10 protein-coding genes are annotated in these 18,752 nt (G+C 67.3%); 6 read left to right on the forward strand and 4 right to left on the reverse strand.

Features of this window, described 5'->3' with window-relative positions; all coding sequences use genetic code 11:
- Positions 1 to 16: 16 nt before the first annotated feature.
- The 3 genes from G3M62_RS11535 to G3M62_RS11545 form a co-directional block, all read right to left on the reverse strand.
- Complete coding sequence (locus G3M62_RS11535; protein ID WP_165187133.1) at positions 17 to 718, reverse strand: TetR/AcrR family transcriptional regulator; 702 nt, start codon at positions 716 to 718, stop codon at positions 17 to 19.
- A 67-nt stretch (positions 719 to 785) separates the two neighbouring features.
- Complete coding sequence (locus tag G3M62_RS11540) at positions 786 to 1,976, reverse strand: MFS transporter (protein WP_165187135.1); 1,191 nt, start codon at positions 1,974 to 1,976, stop codon at positions 786 to 788.
- Positions 1,973 to 4,234 carry a TonB-dependent receptor gene (locus G3M62_RS11545; protein WP_165187137.1) on the reverse strand — a complete coding sequence of 754 codons (2,262 nt, stop codon included), beginning with the start codon at positions 4,232 to 4,234 and terminating at the stop codon, positions 1,973 to 1,975. The genes G3M62_RS11540 and G3M62_RS11545 overlap by 4 nt, the downstream gene beginning before the upstream one ends.
- Positions 4,235 to 4,451: 217 nt before the next feature.
- On the opposite strand from G3M62_RS11545, the gene G3M62_RS11550 reads away from it, so the two are divergent.
- Positions 4,452 to 4,607 carry a hypothetical protein gene (locus tag G3M62_RS11550; protein WP_165187138.1) on the forward strand — a complete coding sequence of 52 codons (156 nt, stop codon included), beginning with the start codon at positions 4,452 to 4,454 and terminating at the stop codon, positions 4,605 to 4,607.
- 26 nt (positions 4,608 to 4,633) lie between these two features.
- Here the strand turns inward: G3M62_RS11550 and G3M62_RS11555 are convergent, their stop codons facing one another.
- On the reverse strand, positions 4,634 to 5,890 hold the full coding sequence (locus tag G3M62_RS11555) for a TetR/AcrR family transcriptional regulator (protein ID WP_165187140.1): 1,257 nt from the start codon (positions 5,888 to 5,890) through the stop codon (positions 4,634 to 4,636).
- 164 nt (positions 5,891 to 6,054) lie between these two features.
- On the opposite strand from G3M62_RS11555, the gene G3M62_RS11560 reads away from it, so the two are divergent.
- The 5 genes from G3M62_RS11560 to bcsD all read left to right on the forward strand — a co-directional run bounded on the left by G3M62_RS11560 (position 6,055) and on the right by bcsD (position 18,597).
- A complete protein-coding gene (locus G3M62_RS11560; protein WP_165187142.1) occupies positions 6,055 to 8,334 on the forward strand; it encodes a TonB-dependent receptor in 2,280 nt (759 codons plus the stop codon).
- Between the two features lie 63 nt (positions 8,335 to 8,397).
- Positions 8,398 to 9,480: a tyrosine-protein phosphatase gene (locus G3M62_RS11565; protein WP_165187144.1), complete on the forward strand. Its 1,083-nt coding sequence runs from the start codon at positions 8,398 to 8,400 to the stop codon at positions 9,478 to 9,480.
- A 341-nt stretch (positions 9,481 to 9,821) separates the two neighbouring features.
- Positions 9,822 to 14,183, forward strand: a complete 4,362-nt coding sequence (bcsA, locus tag G3M62_RS11570; protein ID WP_165187146.1) for a UDP-forming cellulose synthase catalytic subunit — start codon at positions 9,822 to 9,824, stop codon at positions 14,181 to 14,183.
- Positions 14,180 to 18,127, forward strand: a complete 3,948-nt coding sequence (locus G3M62_RS11575; protein ID WP_165187148.1) for a cellulose biosynthesis protein BcsC — start codon at positions 14,180 to 14,182, stop codon at positions 18,125 to 18,127. Before bcsA ends, G3M62_RS11575 begins: the two co-directional genes overlap by 4 nt.
- Entirely contained in the window at positions 18,124 to 18,597 is a 474-nt protein-coding gene (bcsD, locus tag G3M62_RS11580; RefSeq protein WP_165187150.1) for a cellulose biosynthesis protein BcsD, read from the forward strand. The genes G3M62_RS11575 and bcsD overlap by 4 nt, the downstream gene beginning before the upstream one ends.
- The last annotated feature ends 155 nt before the right edge of the window (positions 18,598 to 18,752 follow it).

Below are 18,752 nucleotides of genomic sequence, written 5' to 3' on the forward strand. Positions count from 1 at the left end.
GGTATGATAGTAAAAACTACTGTTCTTGCAACACGTCGTTCCATGGAACCAGAGAGGGATCGCCGAAGGTGTCGAAATAGCGCTCGAACAGCAGGCAGACCTCGCGGCTGAGGGCCAGGGCGTCCTGGTCAGGCTCCTCGACGGCCATTTCGGTGGCCGAATAGGTCAGCTCGACCATCATCCGCATGGCCAGGCGAACCCGAGCTTCGGGCGCGGCGGGATAGCGCATCTTGAGCACTTCGGCGAACTGGCCCGCCACCATGTCGCGCGAGGCGAAGCGCAGTTGCTGCAACATGGGCACCGCGCGCAGGGCCCTACCGATCGCCGCTCCGCCGGGAAAGCGGCGGGTCATCTCGATCATCTCGGTCAGCATGACCACGTTCTTTTCGACGCGCTCGGCGACGGTCTCGCCGTCCAGACCGCCCGTCTCGATCCAGGCGAAGACCATGTCGTCTTGGGCCTTCATCAGCCGGTCGCCCAGCGCCTTGAGGATCGCGTACTTGTTGGGAAAATAGCGATAGAGGGCCGGCGGAGTCAGACCCGCGCGCTTGCAGATGGCGTTGGTGGTCAGCTGCTCGAAGCCGCTCTCGCCCAGCATCTCGCCCGCCGTGGCCAGGACGATCTCGTAGGTATCCTGTCCCCGGGCCTGGGTCGGTTGCAGCTTGGCGTCCAGCGCGATGTCGGGGCTGGCGGTCTTCCTGGCCGTCGCCTTCGGCATGCGGTCTCTCCTCAAGGTCCTTTCTGGACTAGAGGCTTTGGCCGAAAAAGCCAATCGGCCTCAACCCTTAGCGCGGCCTTGTCAGATGCAGGAAGGTGACGACCGCCACCGTGACCAGCGCCAGGCCCACCCCCAGCCAGACGGCAGGTCGCACGTCTGCGCCGCTGACCACGAGCGACGCCAACAGGGGCCCCGCGCCGCAACCCAGCAGGCTGGCCCCGGGTCCTAGCAGGGCGGCCCGGCGGCTGGGATCGGCCTCGATCGCCAGCGGGGTCAGGTAGGGCGAGGCGAACAGCCAGACGAAGCCGAAGACGCCGGAAGCCGCCAGGAACACCGCCGCCGACGGCAGACTGGCCATGACGAACAGCGCGCCGATCGCCAGGACCACCGCCACGGTCAGCGACCAGAACCAAGACAGCCGCCCGGCCAGGGCCGTGGCCGCCGCGCCGCCCGCGACCTGGGCGGCCAGGGACACCGCGAAGGCCGCGCTGGCGACACTGGCCGGATGTCCGGCCTGGCGCGACAGCGGTTCGGCATAGATCCAGACCGCCAGGATGAAGGCCTGGAAGCAGAACACGGCCGCCAAGGCGACCCAGCCGCGCGGGCTCGGCAATCCCTTGGGATTGTCCTCGGTTTCCACCAGAGGCGCGTAGGCTCCGGGAATCGCCAAGCCGGCGAGGGCCGCCGTAACGGTCAGGGCGCCCAGCACCACGAAGCCGCCGTTCGAGCCGAACGGTCCCGTGACAAAGGCGCCGAGCGCGCTCACCACGGCGAGCTGAAGCAGAGTCTGGATGGTCAGGTAGAGGCCCGCCCAACGTTCGGGGCGGGGCGAGCGGACGATCATGCCCGTGATCAGCCAGATCATCGCGCCGGCCGGCAAGCCCGCCACGGCTCGGACCAGGATCAGCAGATCACCCGAGACCCGCGTCGTGGCCAGGTCCAGCGCCGCCAGCAGGAGGGCGCAGGTCACTGCAGCCAGCCTCAGTCGGCGCTCGCCGAATAGCGGGCCGACGACCGCCGCGCCGATCCCCATGGCGACCAGCTCGGCCATGCCGGCGAGCCCGATCTGGTTCGCCGTCAGCCGACCGGCTGCTTCCATGCCGCCGAGCAGCAGGGGGCCGACGCCGGGAAACAACACCCCGACCAGTCCGATCCAGAACACTGTCAGGCGCTGGACCAGGCTGGGCGCCGCGCCGATCCAGGCGCCCGGAACCGGGGGCGAGGGATCAGCGACGACGGGGATGTCGGCGGTGCTCAATACTTGGCCCGGAAATAGACGCCGTAGGTGCGCGGCGGGCCCATGCTGAACACGTCGAAGCCAAAGGCGGCGACCGGGGTGATGTCGGAGATGTTGGTGGTGTCCGTCAGGTTCTTGCCCCACACGCCCAGTTCGTAGCGCCCGTCCGAGAAGGCCCAGCCGACCTGGCCGTTGACGTAGGCGCGGGCCTTGTCGCTGAGCCGGTCGGTGTTGGCCGTGTCGTAATAGACCTTGCTGCGATAGGTGAAGTCCAGCTGGGTGATCAGGTCGCCCGCGCCCAGCGGGTGCTCGTAGCGCGCCGCGCCGTTCAGGCTGGTCTTGGGCGCCGAGGGCAGGGTGTTGCCCGAATAGTCGTCGCCCAGGGACTGGAAGTTCTTGTACTCGGCGCTGAGCAGCGACGCGCCCAGGGTCAGGGACAGGCCCGTCATCGGCCGCGCCTCGATCTCGGCCTCGCCGCCATAGACTCGGGCCTTGGAGGCGTTGGTGAACAGCTGCACCGGCAGGCCGTTGCGCTGGATCACCGTGTAGACCTGCAAGTCCTTGTAGTCGTAGTAGAAGGCAGAGAGATTGACCCGCAGGCGGCGGTTCAGGAACTCGCTCTTGGAGCCGATCTCGTAGGCGTTGACGGTCTCGTCCCGATACGGGCCCAGGTCGTCCGGATCGGTGGTCTGGCCGCTGAAGAAGCCGCCGCTCTTGGTGCCCCGATTGTAGGTCGCATAGACATTGGCGTCGTCGCTGACCGCATAGCGCAGGCCCACGCGACCCGAGATCGAACTGAAGGTCTTGGCGTTGTCGTATTCGAACAGGGTCAGCAGGCCGTAGTCGACGTCGCTGACATAGTGGAAGGTCTTCTTGTCCTGCGACCAGCGCAGGCCGCCGGTCAGGGTCAACTTGGGCGTCAAATCGTAATCGGCCTGGCCAAACGCGGCGTAGCTGGTGGTCTTCTGGTGCAGCGGCCAGCCGAACACGCCGATGCTGTTGGCCGGGTCCATGCCGGTCGGGTTGTTGACCGGGTCGGGGACGCGCGCCACTTCCAGCACGTTGTAGTGGCTGTTGTTGTCCAGGTTGTCGCGCGCGCCGTAGACGCCGACGACCCAGCGCAGAGCGGTCGCGCCGTTCGACTGCAGGCGGAACTCCTGGCTGGTGGTGTCCTGCTTGGCGATGTAGCGGGCGTCGAAGATCGAGATCGGGTTGGCGTCGGTCTCTTCGTAGTCGTCCCGCTTGGCCTTCTGATAGCCGGTGACGGAATAGAGCGTGACGCCGCCGAAGTCGTAGCTGATGGCGCTGGTCGCCCCGAACAGCTTGACGATGTCCTTGCCTTCGAAGCGGTAGTCGCCTTCGTACTTGTTGCTGCTGGTATTGGCGTAGCCGGCGACGTTCGTGCACTGGCCCGAGGTGTAGTAGGCCGGCTTGCAGAAGATGTAGCCGAAGGTCGGATCGGGATCGGCCGTGCTGGCGGCCTCGGCCGTCTGCGCCACCAGCGAACGGTTGTAGGTCAGGATCGAGCCGCCGGTGGACTTGCTGTAGCTGGCCGACAGGTCGACCGTCAGCTTGTCGTCGGGCGTGTAGCGTAGGGCGGCGCGCGCGGCCTTGCGCTCGGCGTCGTTGCCCTTGTTGCCGGTCAGGCGATTGAGCGTATAGCCGTCGCTCTTGTCGTAGAGCCCGGCGATCCGGAACGCCAAGGCGTCGCCGGCGATCGGTCCGCCAAAGCCGCCCTGAACGCTGAGCGTGTCGAACCGGCCGTAGTCGACGGCCAGGTCGCCCTCGGGCGTGCTGCTTGGCTTCTTGGTGGTGACGTTGATCGCGCCGCCCGTGGTGTTGCGGCCGTAGAGCGTGCCTTGGGGGCCGCGTAGAACCTCGACCTGCTGCAGGTCGTAGAAGCCCGCCATCTGGGCCAGCGGGGAGGCGACATAGACCCCGTCCACATAGACCCCGACGGCGCTGGCCGTGCTGGGGTTGAAGTCGTTGACCCCGATGCCGCGGATGAAGATGCGAGGATTGGCGGCGTTGTCGTCGGTCTTGATCTGCAGGCCCGGCGAAAGACCCGACAGGGCCAGCACATCGCCCACCCGCTGATCCTTGAGCTGGTCGGCGGTCAGGGCGGTCACCGACACCGGCACGTCCTGGAGATTTTCCGATCGTTTCTGGGCGGTGACGACGATCTCGTCGAGAGCGGTCGCCTCCTGCGCCGAGACCTGTCCCGCCGCCGCCATCATCGCCGCGCTAGCGACGCCCGCGAGCACCTGGAGCTTCCGCATTCCATACCCCCGTTACAGTTTTATGAGGGTTACAGTAGCTAATGCTATCATTATGGCAAGCGGCGTTCGTGGAGCGATGTTCGGTCGCCAGATACGCCGCCAAGCCAGGCGTTTCCGGCCTCCGGCCGCTTCATTTTCGAGCTGCGCGGATCAGGGTTCGACCTGATTGGCCTTTGCTTTGGACGGCGTAGTCTGTTGCGCGCTGAGGGAGCACGTCATGCACACATCGCACTTCTGGCAAAGCGCTGGACTGATCGCCATCATCTTCGGCGCGGCGGTCCTGTCGGCCATGATCGGATCGCGAGCCCACGCCGCGACCGCCGACTTCCACGCCATGCCGGTTCACAGCCTCGGCCAGGCCTGGAGCGGCTGACGGCGCGGCCGCCAAAGACTCGGCGACTAGGCCGCGCTCACCTCGAGCCCTCTTGGAAAACGCGCCTCCAACTCGTCCAGCAGCCGTTCGCGGGACGTCGTGGGCGTTTCATCGCTCGAACAGGCGAACCAGAGGGCGGAAAGCAGGCGCGACCACAGGCCCGAGCGCAGCAACAGCTCGCCCTCCGGCAACCGGTAGATCTGCCTCAGCGCCTCCCGCGTCGTGCCACCGTGCGAGAAACGGATGATCGCCCCGGCGCCGGCGAGCTCGGACCGCCGGACAGCGGCCAGGAACAATCGTCGGCGTAGCGGGCTCGCGGGCCGATCGCCGAGCACGTGGACGCGAACACCCGCGAACATCTGCGCGAGGGTGAAGGTCGGATCGAAGGTCACTCCGTCGGCCCCGCCGGCGTCCCCTGTCAGCGTCTGGACCTGTCCCCGGATGGCGCCGGTCACCAGGTCTTCGATGGTCCGAAAGTGATGGGTGACCGAACCGGTGGTCACGCCGGCTCGCGCCGCGACGGCTCGGTGGGTCAAGCTGACGAAGCCGCCGGCCTCGACGACCTCGGCGGCGGCCACGGCGATGCGCATGGCGGCGGGCGCGATGACCCTCGTCGAGCGGGCTTCGGCGCTGCGCACCGCCTGGACCAGGGCGCCGCCATCCACCCGGCGCGGCGCGGCCAGATAGGTTTCCCCGAAATGGTCGATCAGCTCACGCAGTACGGCGCGCTCCAGCACCGGGGTCCAGGTCGAAAGGTGGTAGAGCGCCTCGCACTCGAAGAAGAGGTGCAGCAGCCGCCCCTCGATTTCAGACAGTCCAAAAGTGCCCGCCACGTCCAGCCAGAAGTCGCGCCATAGACGCGTCCAGGCCGCGCAGGCCGGCCCGTTGGCGTCCGCCGCCAGTGCTTCCTGATAGAGCAGCGCCAGGGGCCGCCCATCGACCGTCCAAGCGACCAGCACATGTTCCAGCGCTCGCAAGGCTCCATCCACCGTACGCGGTAGGGGCTGGATCTCACGACTTCGGGCTTCGAGCCATGCGACGGTCTGGTCCGCGCCCCGCGCGAACGCCAAAGATAACAATTGTTCTATATTGCCAAAATTATAGTTGATGGCGCTGGGCGCGACTCCGGCCGTCGCCGCGATCGCGCGCGCTGAGGCTCCCGCAAGTCCTTCATCCGAAAGCAGTTGCGCGGCGGCTAAGACCAGGCGATCGACTCGCCGATCTTGTTCTGGCGGCGGTGCGGATTGCCGGGAGCGTGCGAGGTGCTCCAGGGGTGAGTGCATGACCATTCGCCATCTTCTCCAGCGTGCACGGCTAACGCAAGCGCTCGGCTCGGCGAATGGCAACCTTCACAAGTTCGATACATAACATTCGTTCTAACGTCACGCCCCAAGCTTAGCACCCCGACCGGCGCCGAGACGCCGCCGAGACCAATGAGGGGTATGAGATGGGACACCGAAACCAACGCGCCGTTCTGCGCGTGAGCCTGTTGGCGAGCGCCGCGGCCGTAGCCCTGGCGGGCCAAGCCTGGGCCGCTGAAACGGCCGCGCCGGCCGATGGCGGCGTCAGCCTCGACGAAATCGTCGTGACCGCCCAGAAGCGCACGACCAACCTGCAAGACACTCCGATCGCCATCTCGGCGATGAGCGCCGACGACCTGAAGGCCCGGCACGTCCAGTCGCTCGAAGACCTGGGCGATGGCGCCATCCCCTCGCTGCGCGTGGCCCCCTTCTTCGCCCGCAAGTCGGCCCTGACCATCGGCATGCGCGGCGTCGGCTCGTCGGGCGACGCCAACCAGCCGGCCCGCGACCAGGCTGTCGGCGTCTATATCAACGGTGTCTATCTGGGTCGCGCCCAAGGCCTGGGCACGGCGTTGTACGACGTCGAGCGGATCGAAGTGCTCAAGGGTCCGCAAGGCACGCTATTTGGCCGTAACACCGAGGGCGGCGCGATCAGCATCGTGACCAAGGCCCCGACCGGCGAATTCGGCGTCAACACCACGCTCGGCTACGGCAACTTCAATGCCTACAAAGCTGAGACCCATATCGACCTGCCGGCCTTCCACGATGTCAGCGTCAAGGTCGACGCTTTGCTTAGCAAGCGCGACGGCACGGTGACCAACCCGACCAGTTCGGGCCAGCCGGACTTCAACTCCTATGACAAGCGCGGCTTCCAGGTCGAAGCCCTGTGGAAGCCGGTCGAGGGCTTCAGCGCCGACTACGCGTTCGACGACTCCTACGACGCCAGCACGCCCTATCTGGTCCAGCTGTTCACGAAGGGGATGTATCCCACGGCCCCGATCGCGCCGCTTCAGCCGGATCGCGCCAAGACGGCCAATGTCGGCGTGCCCATGCGCCTGAGCGAAGGCTTCACCTGGGGACACCGCCTGAACCTGAACTGGAAGCTCAGCGACGCTCTGGAGTTGAAGTCGATCAGCTCGTACCGCAAGCTCAAGCAGGGCCAGTACGACAACGCCGAAGCCGTGTTGGGCGTGTTCGCGCCCAACGCGCCGTTCGCCCGCTACAGCATCGCCAACACCTACCAGGACCAGTTCAGCCAGGAGTTCCAGGCGGTCGGTAGCCTGCCGCACCTGGAATATGTGGCAGGCGCCTTCTACTTCCGCGAAAACGTCAATGATAACGCCCAGACGCCCAACACCCTGCAATGGAACGCCACGGGGACGGGCTACACCCAGCTGCCGCTGAACATCAACGCGGTGCCGTTCGACCGGGCCAGCGAGGCGCGGACCACCAGCTACGGCGTGTTCGGCCAGGCCGTGTGGACGCCGCCGATCCTCGAAGACGCCCTGCACGTGACCCTGGGCGGCCGCCTGACCAAGGACCAGAAGAAGGGCTCGCTCGACATCGTCAACGGCGCCGTGCCGTCCTATGTCGACGCCAACAAAAAGACCGTCACCGGCGTCATTCCGCTCGACGAGTCCTGGAACCACTTTGACCCGTTGGTCACCGTGGCCTATGACGTGGCGCCGAACATCAACGTCTATGGCCGCTGGAGCACGGGCTACAAGGCCGGCGGCGCCAACTCGCGCTCGCTGACCTATCGCCCGTTCGATCCTGAAACCGTCTCGATGTACGAAGTCGGCGCCAAGAGCGAGTTCTGGGACCGGCGCGCTCGCCTGAACGTCGCGGCCTATAGCGGCGATCTGAAGGACGCCCAGGTCGACTTCAACGTCATGATCCTGAACAACAACCGCGGCACCCTGGAGACGACCAACGCCGCCAGCGGCAAGACGAAGGGCTTCGAGGCCGATTTCGCCCTGATGCCGGTCGAGGGACTGACGCTGTCGGCCGCCTACACCCACACCAAGACCACGCTGTCTCAGGCGTTCAATCCGTTCACCAACGCCATGGCGACGATCTATCCGGTCTTCACGCCCAAGAACGCGGGCAGCGTGGCGGCCGACTACGAGCATCCGGCGCTGGGCGCGACCTTCCGGGCTCACCTGGACGGCGCCTGGGCCGACGGCCAATACGGCAACACGACCGACCCGACCCTGAGCGACGACTCCTTCATCGTGAACGGCCGGGTGGCCCTGACCGATATCCGGGCGACGGAGAACGGGCCGGCGCTGCAGCTGTCGCTGTGGTCGCGCAACCTGCTCAACGACTCGCACGCCTTCCTGCGGGCCAACGGCGGCGTCCTGGGGACCTACGGCATCTACAACGAGCCGCGCACCTACGGCGTCGAGCTGAACGTCAAGTTCTAATCCCCGCACTGCAAAACGCCGGGCGGGCACGTACCCGCCCGGCTTCTTTTTTTGGGAGCTATCATGGATCGCCGCACCTTCCTCCTGGCCGCCGCCGCCAACGGGGCCCTGGCCATCGCCCCGGCGGCCTTCGCCGCGACACCGCTGGACGGCCGGGCCAGCCGCCTTTCTCCCCAGAGCGTTCGCCTCGACTGGAGCGGCAAGGGGCCGGTTTCGATCTATCAATCGACCGATCCCGACGCGCCGCGCCGCGCGATGAGCCGGGTGAGGGCCGCCGTCACCAGCAGCGCTGAATTGCCGGCCTCGATGTCGCCGCGTCCCTATTTCCTGATCGAAACCAAGGGCGGTCAGCAAACCCGGATCGCCGAGCGCCTGCTGCCGCTGGAAGGCGGTCGCAATTTCCGTGACCTGGGCGGCTATCGCGCGACCGACGGGCGTCAGGTGCGCTGGGGCCGGATCTACCGCTCGGGCGTGATGAGCGGCCTCACCGACGGCGACCGCGCCTATCTGGCGAACCTGGGCGTCAAGGTGATCTGCGACCTGCGCAACCCCCAGGAGCGCGAAAGCGAGCCCAGCCCGTTCCTCAAGGCCGGCGGTCCGCGCGTGGTCGCGTTCGAATACGACATGAACACCTCGCTGGCCGGCTTGGCGGGCCTGACGTCGCGCGACCAGGCCATCGACGCCTTCGCCGGCGCCTATGTCGGCTTCCTCGACCTGCTGACGCCGCACTATACCGACATGTTCGCGCGGCTGGCGGCGGGAGAGGGGCCCCTGGCGTTCAACTGCAGCGCCGGCAAGGATCGCACCGGCATGGCCTCGGCCCTGGTGCTGTCCGTGCTGGGCGTGCCGCGCGAGACCATCGTGTCCGACTATGCCCTGACCCAGGTCTACACGCCGCCGGCCTTCTATCGGAAGCAGATGGCCCAGGGCGCGGCGACCAGCGGACTGACCGCCCAGCAGGCCCAGGCCTTCGCCAGGATGCCGCCCGAAGTGCTGGACGTGATCATGGGGTCCGATCCCGAGGTCATGCGCCGGGCCTTGGCGACCGTTGACCGCAAGTACGGCGGCCCGATCGCCTTGACCAAGGCGCGCTTCGGCCTGACCGACGGCAAGATCGCCGCGATGCGAAAAGCCTATCTCGTCTGACCCCCAAGGGACCATGGGGAGGGCGGTCTTCGGTCTGAACCGAAGACCGCTCCTGCACCGCCTTGCCCGCGTGATCAAGGAATTCGCCACATCACGCCGTTAAGTAAAATCATCGTTTTACGTATAATGCGTAATGGCAAAGCTAAGCGCTACCGTTGTCGACTTTGTCGCACGTGATTTTATGGAATTAGACTTGGCATTTGGATATCTGACTATAGTTTGGGTTGGCCAAGTTTGAGTTTTGGGGGACTCGCTTTGATCCAGAGAGTGTGATCGATGCTGTCCTCAATGTCTCCATCTCGAAACGCGCAGTCGAAAGACACGGCAAGAGGTGGAAAATCATGAACGGCGACGCCGTCTTCAGCCGCCTCGCCAGTCAAATCGCGTGGTTGCTCGCAATAGTCGGTGTTCTCTGTGTGGCGGTCATCGCCATCGTCATCCCGCTAAGCTTTCGGGCGCAGACCCTGTTCGCGGCGACCACGATCGTGGTCGTGATCGTCGCCAATCGCGCCTCGCGGTCCAAACACCTGACGATCGCGCTCTGCATCGTGTCGGTCATCGTCAGCACGCGGTATCTGTGGTGGCGAACGACCGAGACGCTGCACTTCCATACGCCAATGGAAACATTCCTCGGCATCGGCCTCTACATGGCCGAGATCTACGCCTGGCTGATCCTGCTGCTGGGCTACCTGCAGACCGCCTGGCCCCTGCAACGGCCCGTGCGTCCCCTGGAAGGCGCGCCAGCCACCTGGCCGAAGGTCGACGTCTTCATTCCGACCTACAACGAAAGCCTGGAGATCGTGCAGGACACGGTCCTGGCGGCCATGAGCATGGACTACCCGCGAGACCGCTTCCGGGTCTATCTGCTCGACGACGGCAAGCGGCCGGAGTTTCGAACCTTCGCCGAGATGGCGGGCGCGACCTATGTCACCCGCCCTGACAACAAGGGCGCCAAGGCCGGCAACCTGAATCACGCCCTGGAGCGGACCGACGCCGAGCTGGTCTGCATCTTCGACTGCGACCACATCCCGACCCGGGCCTTCCTGCAGATGACTGTCGGATGGTTCCAGGAAGACGCCCGACTGGCCCTGCTGCAGACCCCGCACCATTTCTATTCGCCCGATCCGGTGCAGCGAAACATCCAGACGGTGCACGATATCCCGGGTGAGGGCGATCTCTTCTACGGCGTCGTGCAGCCCGGCAACGATCTGTGGAACGCGGCCTTCTTCTGCGGATCCTGCGCGGTGCTGCGGCGGTCGGCTTTGGATCAGACCGAAGGCTTCGCCCACGAGACCGTCACCGAGGACGCCCACACAGCGCTGAAGTTGCAGCGCCTGGGATGGAACACCGCCTTCCTGGAAATCCGGCTTTCGGCGGGCTTGGCCACCGAGCGTCTGGCGCTGCACATCGGTCAGCGCATCCGCTGGGCGCGGGGCATGACCCAGATCTTCCGGATCGACAATCCGCTGATGGGCAAGGGCCTGACCTGGCCCCAGCGGCTTTGTTACCTGAATGCGATGCTGCACTTCCAGTTTCCGCTGCCGCGCATCGTGTTCCTGACTTCGCCGCTGGCCTTCCTGCTGGGCGGCGCCAACATCATCAGCGCCTCGGCGCCCATGATCCTGGCCTATGCGCTGCCGCACCTGGTGCACTCGATCGTCACCAACAACCGCATGCAGGGCGAGGAGCGCATGGCGTTCTGGGGCGAGATTTACGAGACCCTGCTCGCCTTCCATCTGATCGGCCCGACGCTGGTGACGATGATCGATCCCAAACGTGGCAAGTTCAACGTCACCGACAAGGGCGGCCGGCTTGAGAAGGGTTATTTCGACTGGCCGCTGATGTGGCCGCACGTGCTGGTCGCCGGGCTGCTGATCCTTGGCCTGGCCCTGGGCACGTCACGGCTTTTAGTCGGCGCGCTGGACAGGATCAGCACCTTCACCATCATGCTGAACACCGTCTGGACCCTGTTCAGCCTGCTGGTGCTGCTCGCCGCGATCTCGGTCGGCCGGGAGACCCGCCAGATCCGCAATCATGTGCGCGTCGACGCTCATCTGCCCGCCAGGCTCCATCTTTCCAACGGCGAGATCCTGCAGGTCGAGACGCGGGACATCTCGATGGGCGGCCTTTCGGCGGTCGTGCCCGATGGCGTGTGGGGGCCGGACCGACACCTGGAAGCGCTGGAATTCAGCATTGAGGACCGTAGCCGACGCTTCGACGCCAGGACCGTGATGTTCGACCAAGGGGTCCTGAGAGTGCAATTCCTGCCTCTGGGCTTCGCCGAACGCCGCGATCTGGTGCGCACAGTGCTGGGCCGCGCCGACGCCTGGCAACCCAATGGACACTGGGCGCCGGTCCAGCCGTTGACCGCCTTGGCCGGCCTGGTCAGGGCCAGCGCCAGCATTCTGTTCCGGCGGCGCGCCGACAAGCCCGTGGGCCTGACGTCTCGCGCCTCGGCCAGCGGCGAGGCGGGGCGTATCTCGGTGATCGTGGCCGGCTTGGCTCTGACGGCGAGCTTGTCGCTGGGCGGCAAGGTCAGCGCCCAAGCCATACCCAACCCCGCCAATCCGCCGCCCGCATCGTCGGGAGCGGTGCGGACCTTGACCCTGAAGGACCTGGGCTTCGGCCAGCCGCTGCAATTGCGCGGGGTCCAGGGCGAGGCTGGGGCGCCCTTCACCCTGCGACGTGACGAGGTGGTGACCGGCGCACGCCTGGTGGTGTCCGGCGCCTTCTCGCCCGCGCTGTTGGGCGACCTGAGCCAACTCGCCGTCAGCCTGAATGGCGAGCCCGCCGGCGCGGTGATGCTCACGCCCGACAGGGCCGGGGGCAGCGAGTGGTCGATCCCCATCGATCCGGCGCTTTTCCTGCGCGACAACCAGTTGAACCTGCGGTTCCTGGGCCACTACACGCGGGCTTGCGAGGACCCGCAGCATTCCTCGCTCTGGATGACCATCAGCAATCAACGGTCGCGACTGGAGCTCACGGTTTCGCATCTGCCGTTGGCCCCGAACTTGGCGGCGCTGCCCGGGCCGTTCTTCGATCCGGGTGGTGGCAAGCTGGTGCTGCCGTTCGTGTTCGCCGAGCCGCCGTCCGACGCCGTGCTGCGTGGCGCGGGAGCGGTGGCGTCCTATTTCGGCATGAAGGCCAGCTATCGAGGTTTCGGCTTCCCGACGCTGATCAACGCGCTGCCCAGCGGGGAGGGCGTCGTGTTCGGGCTGTCCCAGCAGACCATCGGCGCCCTGACCTTGCCGACGGTGACGGGACCGACCTTGGCCGTGGTCGTCAATCCCCAGGCTCCCGATCATCAGCTGTTGCTGGTGCTGGGTCGCGACGGCGCGGAAATCCGACGCGCCGCCCTGGCGCTCAGCATCGCCCAAGGCGGGCTGAGCGGCGCGTCGGCCCAGGTCGACACCTCGCTGATCGCCCCGCGAGCCCCTTATGACGCGCCGCGTTGGCTACCCATGGACCGGCCCGTGCGCTTTGGCGAGTTGGTCGAGGCCAGCAGCCTCCGGGCGCCGGGTCTGTCTCCCGGCCCCGTGAACGTGCCGTTCCGCGTCGCGCCGGATCTCTTCCTCTGGCCCGCCCAAGGCGCGCCGGTTACACTGCGCTACCGGTATCCCAAGGGCCCGTGGTTCGACCGCGAGCAATCACGGCTCGACATCTCATTGAACAATCAGTGGCTGCGGTCTTATTCGCTCACCCAGCAGGACAGCGCCACCCAGGTTCGGAACATCTTCAATCGCTTCGCGCGCAACGAGCACGGCTTGATCCTGCCGCCCTATCTGCTGTTCGGCTCCAGCCAGCTGCAGTTCTATTTCGACATCAAGGCCAACAAGACCGGGGCCTGCCAGGGCCAACTGCCGACCAACTTCATGAGCGGGATCGATCCGGACAGCAGCATCGATCTCACCCATGGGCGCCATTTCGCCAGTCTGCCCAATCTGGCCTTCTTCGCCAGCGCTGGATTTCCCTTCACGCGCAACGCCGATCTCGATCGCACCACGGTGATCCTCGAGCCGAACCTCGGCCCGAGCGATATCGAGGCGTTCCTGGGACTGATGGGACGGTTCGGCGATGTCACCGGCGCGCCCGTCACGCGTGTCGCCATCGCTCGCACTGTCGACGGCACGGCGCTGAAGGGGCGCGACGTCCTGCTGCTGGGGCGGCCGGCCATGACCGAGCGGTTCCCCTCGCTGTTCGCCAAATCTCCGTTCCACCTGGATGGCGGCGTGTTGCGCCTCAAGGTTAGTTCTCTGATCCACCAGGTGTTCCTGATGGCCGACGCCAAGGACGCCGCGGCGCGTCAGCATGCGGACGAGTTGCTGGTGGCCGAGGACGATTTCGACGGCCTGGTCAGCTTCCGCTCTCCGTTCGACCGCGACCGCGCGGTTGTCGCGATCCTGTCGAGCGATCCAGCCAGGCTGCCGACGATTGTCGCGCGAATGGACGATCCGATCCAGAACGCCCGCCTGCAAGGCGACCTGTCGATCGTCACCGAGACCGGTTTCTCCAGCTTCCACGTCGGCGACAGCTTCCAGACCGGAGACCTGCCCTTGCCGGTCTTCATCATGTGGTGGCTCAGCCAGCGGCCGATCGTGCTGGCCCTGGCGATCTTCGCGGCGGGGCTGGTCCTCTCGGTTCCGCTGATCGTCACGCTCCGTCTGATCGCCAGTCGCCGCCTCAAGGGGGGAGACGCCAAATGACCAAGCGGCGGGGCCTCAAGCTCGAAACTGCGCTGGCCGTGATCTTGCTGGCCGGCGGATATGCGAACCTGGCGGTCGCGGCCGAGGCCTCGACCAATCCGGCGGTGACGGCGCTGGTTCGGCAGGGTGACTTCTGGAGCCAAAAGGGACGCAAGGACCTGGCCGGCGACGCCTATCGCCGTGCGCTGGCCGTCGAGCCGGGGAACGCGGCGGCGCGGCAAGGACTGGCCGCTCTCGACAAGCCGACCGCATCCCCCGCCCAACCGCAGAACGACGGCTTGAGTCAGGCCCGGGCGTTGGCCAAGCGCGGCGAGAGCGCGGCCGCCGCGGCCGCCTACCGCCAAGCGTTCGGCGGTTCGACGCCGCCGGACGCCGTTGCGTTGGAATACTACCAGACCCTGGCTGGCGCGCCGGGCGGCCTGGCCCAGGCGCAGGAAGGCTTGAGATCGCTTGCGGCCCGCAAGCCGAGCGACGCCAATGTGCAGCTGGCTCTGGGCGAGGCCCTGACCTATCGCGAGGGCAGCCGACGGGAGGGGGTGGCCCTGCTGGCGAAACTTTCGGCTGGCGGCGGAGCGACGGCCGGAAAAGCCGGGGCCGCCTGGCGCCAGGCGCTGGTCTGGATGGACGCCTCGCCGCGCAACGCCGGTCTGTTCAACGACTATCTCGCCGTTCATCCCGGCGACGCCGACATCGGCCGGAAACTGGCGGACGCCAATCGGCCGGCGCCGGTCGCGGCGACGCCGCCCGTGGATCCCAGCGCCAAGGGGCGAGCCGAGGGGTTCGCGGCGCTGGAACGAAACGACCTGCCCACCGCCGAGGCCCGGTTCCAGGCCGCGGTGACCCGGCGAGCCAACGACGCCGACGCCTTGGGCGGTCTTGGCTTGGTGCGACTGCGCGGTCAGCGCTTCGCCGAGGCGGCGGACCTGCTCGAGCGCGCCGGCCGCGCCAACCCCGCCACGGCCGGTCGTTGGAAGGAAGCCCTGACCAGCGCCCGGTTCTATGCCGGTCTGCAACAAGGCCAGACGGCGCTGAACCAGGGACGCGCCCAGGAGGCCGAGCGAGTCCTCAAACCGTTGACCGGTCCGGCCTATCCCGAGCGCGGCATGGCCCAAGGCCTCCTGGCCGAAGCCCTGCGCCGCCAGGGCAAGGCCGCCGAAGCCGAGACGGTCTATCGGCAGATCCTGACGACCTCGCCGGGACAGGTCGACGCGCAACAGGGGCTGGTCCAGGCGCTGATCGACCAGAACCGGTCTGGCGAGGCCGAGGCGCTGGCCGCCCAGTCGCCGGCCTTCCAACCTGACCAAAGCGGCCAGAACGCCGCCCGGGGACGACTGGATCACGACCGCGCCAACCGGCTCTGGGCCAGCGGCGACCTCTCGGGCGCCAACGCCGCGTTCGAGTCGGCCTTGGCCGCCGCGCCGAATGACCCGTGGATCCGCCTGGATTTCGCGCGCTTCCTGGCGGGGCAGGGGGAAACCGCCTCGGCCGAAGGCTTGATGGCGCCGGTCGCGGCCGGTAGCGATCCGGAGCAGATCCAGGCCGCCGCCCTGTTCGCCGACCAGCAGGGCCGCCCCGCCGACGCCTTGGCCCTGATCAATCGCGTGCCGCCGGCTCAGGTCACGCCCGCCGTGGCGACCTTGCGCTCGCGCCTGGAGATTGACGCGACGATCGATCAGGCGCGGCGTGGCGGTGGGGCGGGTTACCTGCGAGCCGTGGCGGCGCGCACTGACCTGTCGCCCGAGGTCAGCGGCCGCGTGGCCGTGGCGCTCTACGACCTTGGCGACCAGCAAACGGCCCTGACCCTGGCTCAGCAGACCCTGGTCACGGGCGTGACCGAACCGCCCGCCAGCTATGACGGCATGGTCACCGTCCTGGCTCGGGCCGGACATGACGCCGAAGCGGCGGCCCTGATCCGCCAAGCCGCCGCGCGGGCCAGCTCGTCGCCCCAGGGCGTGCAACAGGTCGCCGACCTGACCGCCTCGCTGGGGGCCGAGCGCGCCGACCGCTTGCGCCAGTCCGGTGATCTGGCCAGCGCCTTCGACGTGTTGTCCGCCGCCTTCGCCGTGGCGCCGCGCAGCACGCGTCTGCTTGCGCCCCTGGGGCGGGTTTATCAGGCTGGCGGCCTGAACGACGACGCCGTGCGGGCGTATGGCGCCCTGTTGCGAGCCAAGCCGGGCGACAAGGAAGGCCTGATCGGTCTCGCTGACGGCTATGCCGCCAAGGGGGACTTCACCTCGGCGCGCGGCGTCGCCGCCCAGGCCTTGTCCGCCTCGCCCCAGGACGCCGACCTCTACCTGCTGCAGGCGCGGATCGAGCGCCAGGCCGGCGACGAGGCCGCCGCCCTGCGAGCTCTCCGAAAGGCCAGGGACTTGCGGCAATCGTCGACGACGCCCGTCATGGGCGGCGGTCTCGACGCGATCCTCGCGCCCGGCGCACCCGCAAACAGCGGTGGGGGATTGGGACCCAACCCGTTCGCGCGCGACCATGCCATGCCGACACCCATTTCAGCTCAGCGCTTTGCTCCGATGGGATCGAGCGCGCCGCTAACGTCCGCCGTCGTTTCGGGCGGCCAGCCGGACCTGCTGAACGTCTCCGCGCCGCGCTCCTATGAAGTCGCCCAAGCCGGACCGTCCTCGGGACCGGCGCCCTATGCCGGCGTCGCCTTTCCGTTCACTGGTCGTGGCGGACGGGGAGGCGAGGCCGCGACACGACCGCCGGCTCCAGCTTACCTCGCGCCCGGCGCCGGCAATCCGCTCGCGCCCCAGGCGGCCGGTGATCCCGTCACCAACGACATCGACCGACAGATCGCCGAACTGACCGCCCGCACCGCCGCCGATGTGTCCGGCTCGGCCAAGATCCGGACGCGTTCGGGCGAGGCAGGCCTGAGCAAGCTGAACGAGCTGTCGGCGCAGGCCTCGGCCGCCACCTCGCTGGGCGGCGCGCGTTTCACCGCCTCGGTCTCGCCGGTCAGCATCGACGCCGGCACGCCCGGCGGCAGCGCCGAGCAGCGGTTCGGCGCCAACCAGATCATCAACGCTCGCGCCATCGTCGGCGCCTTCGCGCCCGTCTATCCCACGCCTGGAACCCAGAGCGCCGCCGGCGCCGCGGTGAACCTGGCGGTCAAGGCCGGACCCGTCGCGGCCGACATCGGCACGACGCCCATCGGCTTCGGCGCGATCGAGGTCGCGGGCGGCGCGTCATGGTCGCCGCGTCTGGGCCGTTCGGGCCAGGGCAAGCTGTGGGTCGAACGTCGGCCGGTCACCGACAGCGTCATCGCCTATGCGGGAACCCGCGACCCGGTGACCGGCCAACGCTACGGCCGCGTGATGCGCAGCGGCGGCGGCGCCAGCCTGTCCTACGACGACGGCGCTTCGGGGCTCTATGGCGACGCCAGCTACAGCCGCTACGACGGCCTGCATGTGCTCGACAACAACGGCTACCAGGTCAACATCGGCGGCTATGTGCGCCCCTACCGGCAAGGCGAGACCGAGATTCAAGTCGGCTTCAACCTCAATCAGCAGGGCTACGACAACAACCAGAACTTCTTCAGCCTGGGCCACGGCGGCTATTTCAGCCCCAAGTCCTTCACCAGCCTGACGACGCCGATCAGCGTCCGGGCGCGAATGGGCGCCTGGCGGTTCAGGGGCGAGGCGGCGCCGGGTTATCAGACCTACAGCCAGGCGGGCGCGGCCTATTTCCCGTTGGATACGGCGCTGCAGAACGAACTCAACGGCCTGGCCGCGCGGGATACCGACGTCTTCGCGCGCTATCTGCCGCAAAGCGCCAGCGGCTTCGGCGTGGCCGGCGGCTTGTCCGGCGACTACCAGTTCCGGCCCGGCACCAGCCTGTCTGGAGCGCTGAACTTCAATACGTTTGGGGATTACAACGAGACGTCCATCAGCGTCAGCGTTCGTCAGACCTTGGGTGAGGGGAGAACCCCGTGAAAAAGCAGACACCCTCGCCAGACGATCTGGACCTGGACCACCTGCGTCGCCGTCAGGTCAGCCGCCAGTGGGCGTCGTTCCTGGCGGCCATGGCTCAGGAGCTGAAGTCGGTCGCCGACGAAACCGGTTCGGCGGCCTTCATGCGGGCGACCGGCGCGCGCGTGGCGCGGCTTCATCCGCTGGCCGCGGTCCAGACGCTTGAGGAGTTGCAAGGAGAGATCAACGCGGCGCTGGGCGCCATGGATTGGGGCTGGTCACAGCTCACCGCCGTCGGAGACCATATCGTCATCACGCATGGGGCCTGTCCCAATGTCCTGGAACACGACAGCGGCCGGGCCTGGCCGCCGCTCATGGCCGAGGTGCTGGCCGGCGCCTACGGGGCGTGGCTCCATGAGCAGGGCAGTCCGGGCGGCAAGACCGTCTGCCTCGACCCGCAGGCTCGACCGCTGGTGTTCGAGCACCGGGCTTAGCGGGTTTTCTGGCGTCGGTTTACCCTGTTGGCTCCAGGGAAGACATCCGGCCGTGAGCCTCAAAGCCTTCCGGGCTCGGATTTTTCGAGGCGGTGGATAAGCGGTGCCTGGGGCAATTTGTCCAACGGTCAGGTCGTCGACTTTACTATAATAGG

The sequence above is a fragment of the Caulobacter soli genome (assembly GCF_011045195.1).
GTDB classification, from domain to species: Bacteria; Pseudomonadota; Alphaproteobacteria; order Caulobacterales; family Caulobacteraceae; genus Caulobacter; species Caulobacter soli.

Excerpts from the sequence above, each read along its gene's own strand:
- G3M62_RS11545 (WP_165187137.1), bottom strand. The coding sequence starts at position 4,234 with ATGCGGAAGCTCCAGGTGCTCGCGGGCGTCGCTAGCGCGGCGATGATG.
- G3M62_RS11550 (WP_165187138.1), top strand. The coding sequence starts at position 4,452 with ATGCACACATCGCACTTCTGGCAAAGCGCTGGACTGATCGCCATCATC.
- G3M62_RS11575 (WP_165187148.1), top strand. The coding sequence starts at position 14,180 with ATGACCAAGCGGCGGGGCCTCAAGCTCGAAACTGCGCTGGCCGTGATC.
- G3M62_RS11555 (WP_165187140.1), bottom strand. The coding sequence starts at position 5,890 with ATGCACTCACCCCTGGAGCACCTCGCACGCTCCCGGCAATCCGCACCG.
- G3M62_RS11565 (WP_165187144.1), top strand. The coding sequence starts at position 8,398 with ATGGATCGCCGCACCTTCCTCCTGGCCGCCGCCGCCAACGGGGCCCTG.
- bcsA (WP_165187146.1), top strand. The coding sequence starts at position 9,822 with ATGAACGGCGACGCCGTCTTCAGCCGCCTCGCCAGTCAAATCGCGTGG.
- G3M62_RS11535 (WP_165187133.1), bottom strand. The coding sequence starts at position 718 with ATGCCGAAGGCGACGGCCAGGAAGACCGCCAGCCCCGACATCGCGCTG.
- G3M62_RS11560 (WP_165187142.1), top strand. The coding sequence starts at position 6,055 with ATGGGACACCGAAACCAACGCGCCGTTCTGCGCGTGAGCCTGTTGGCG.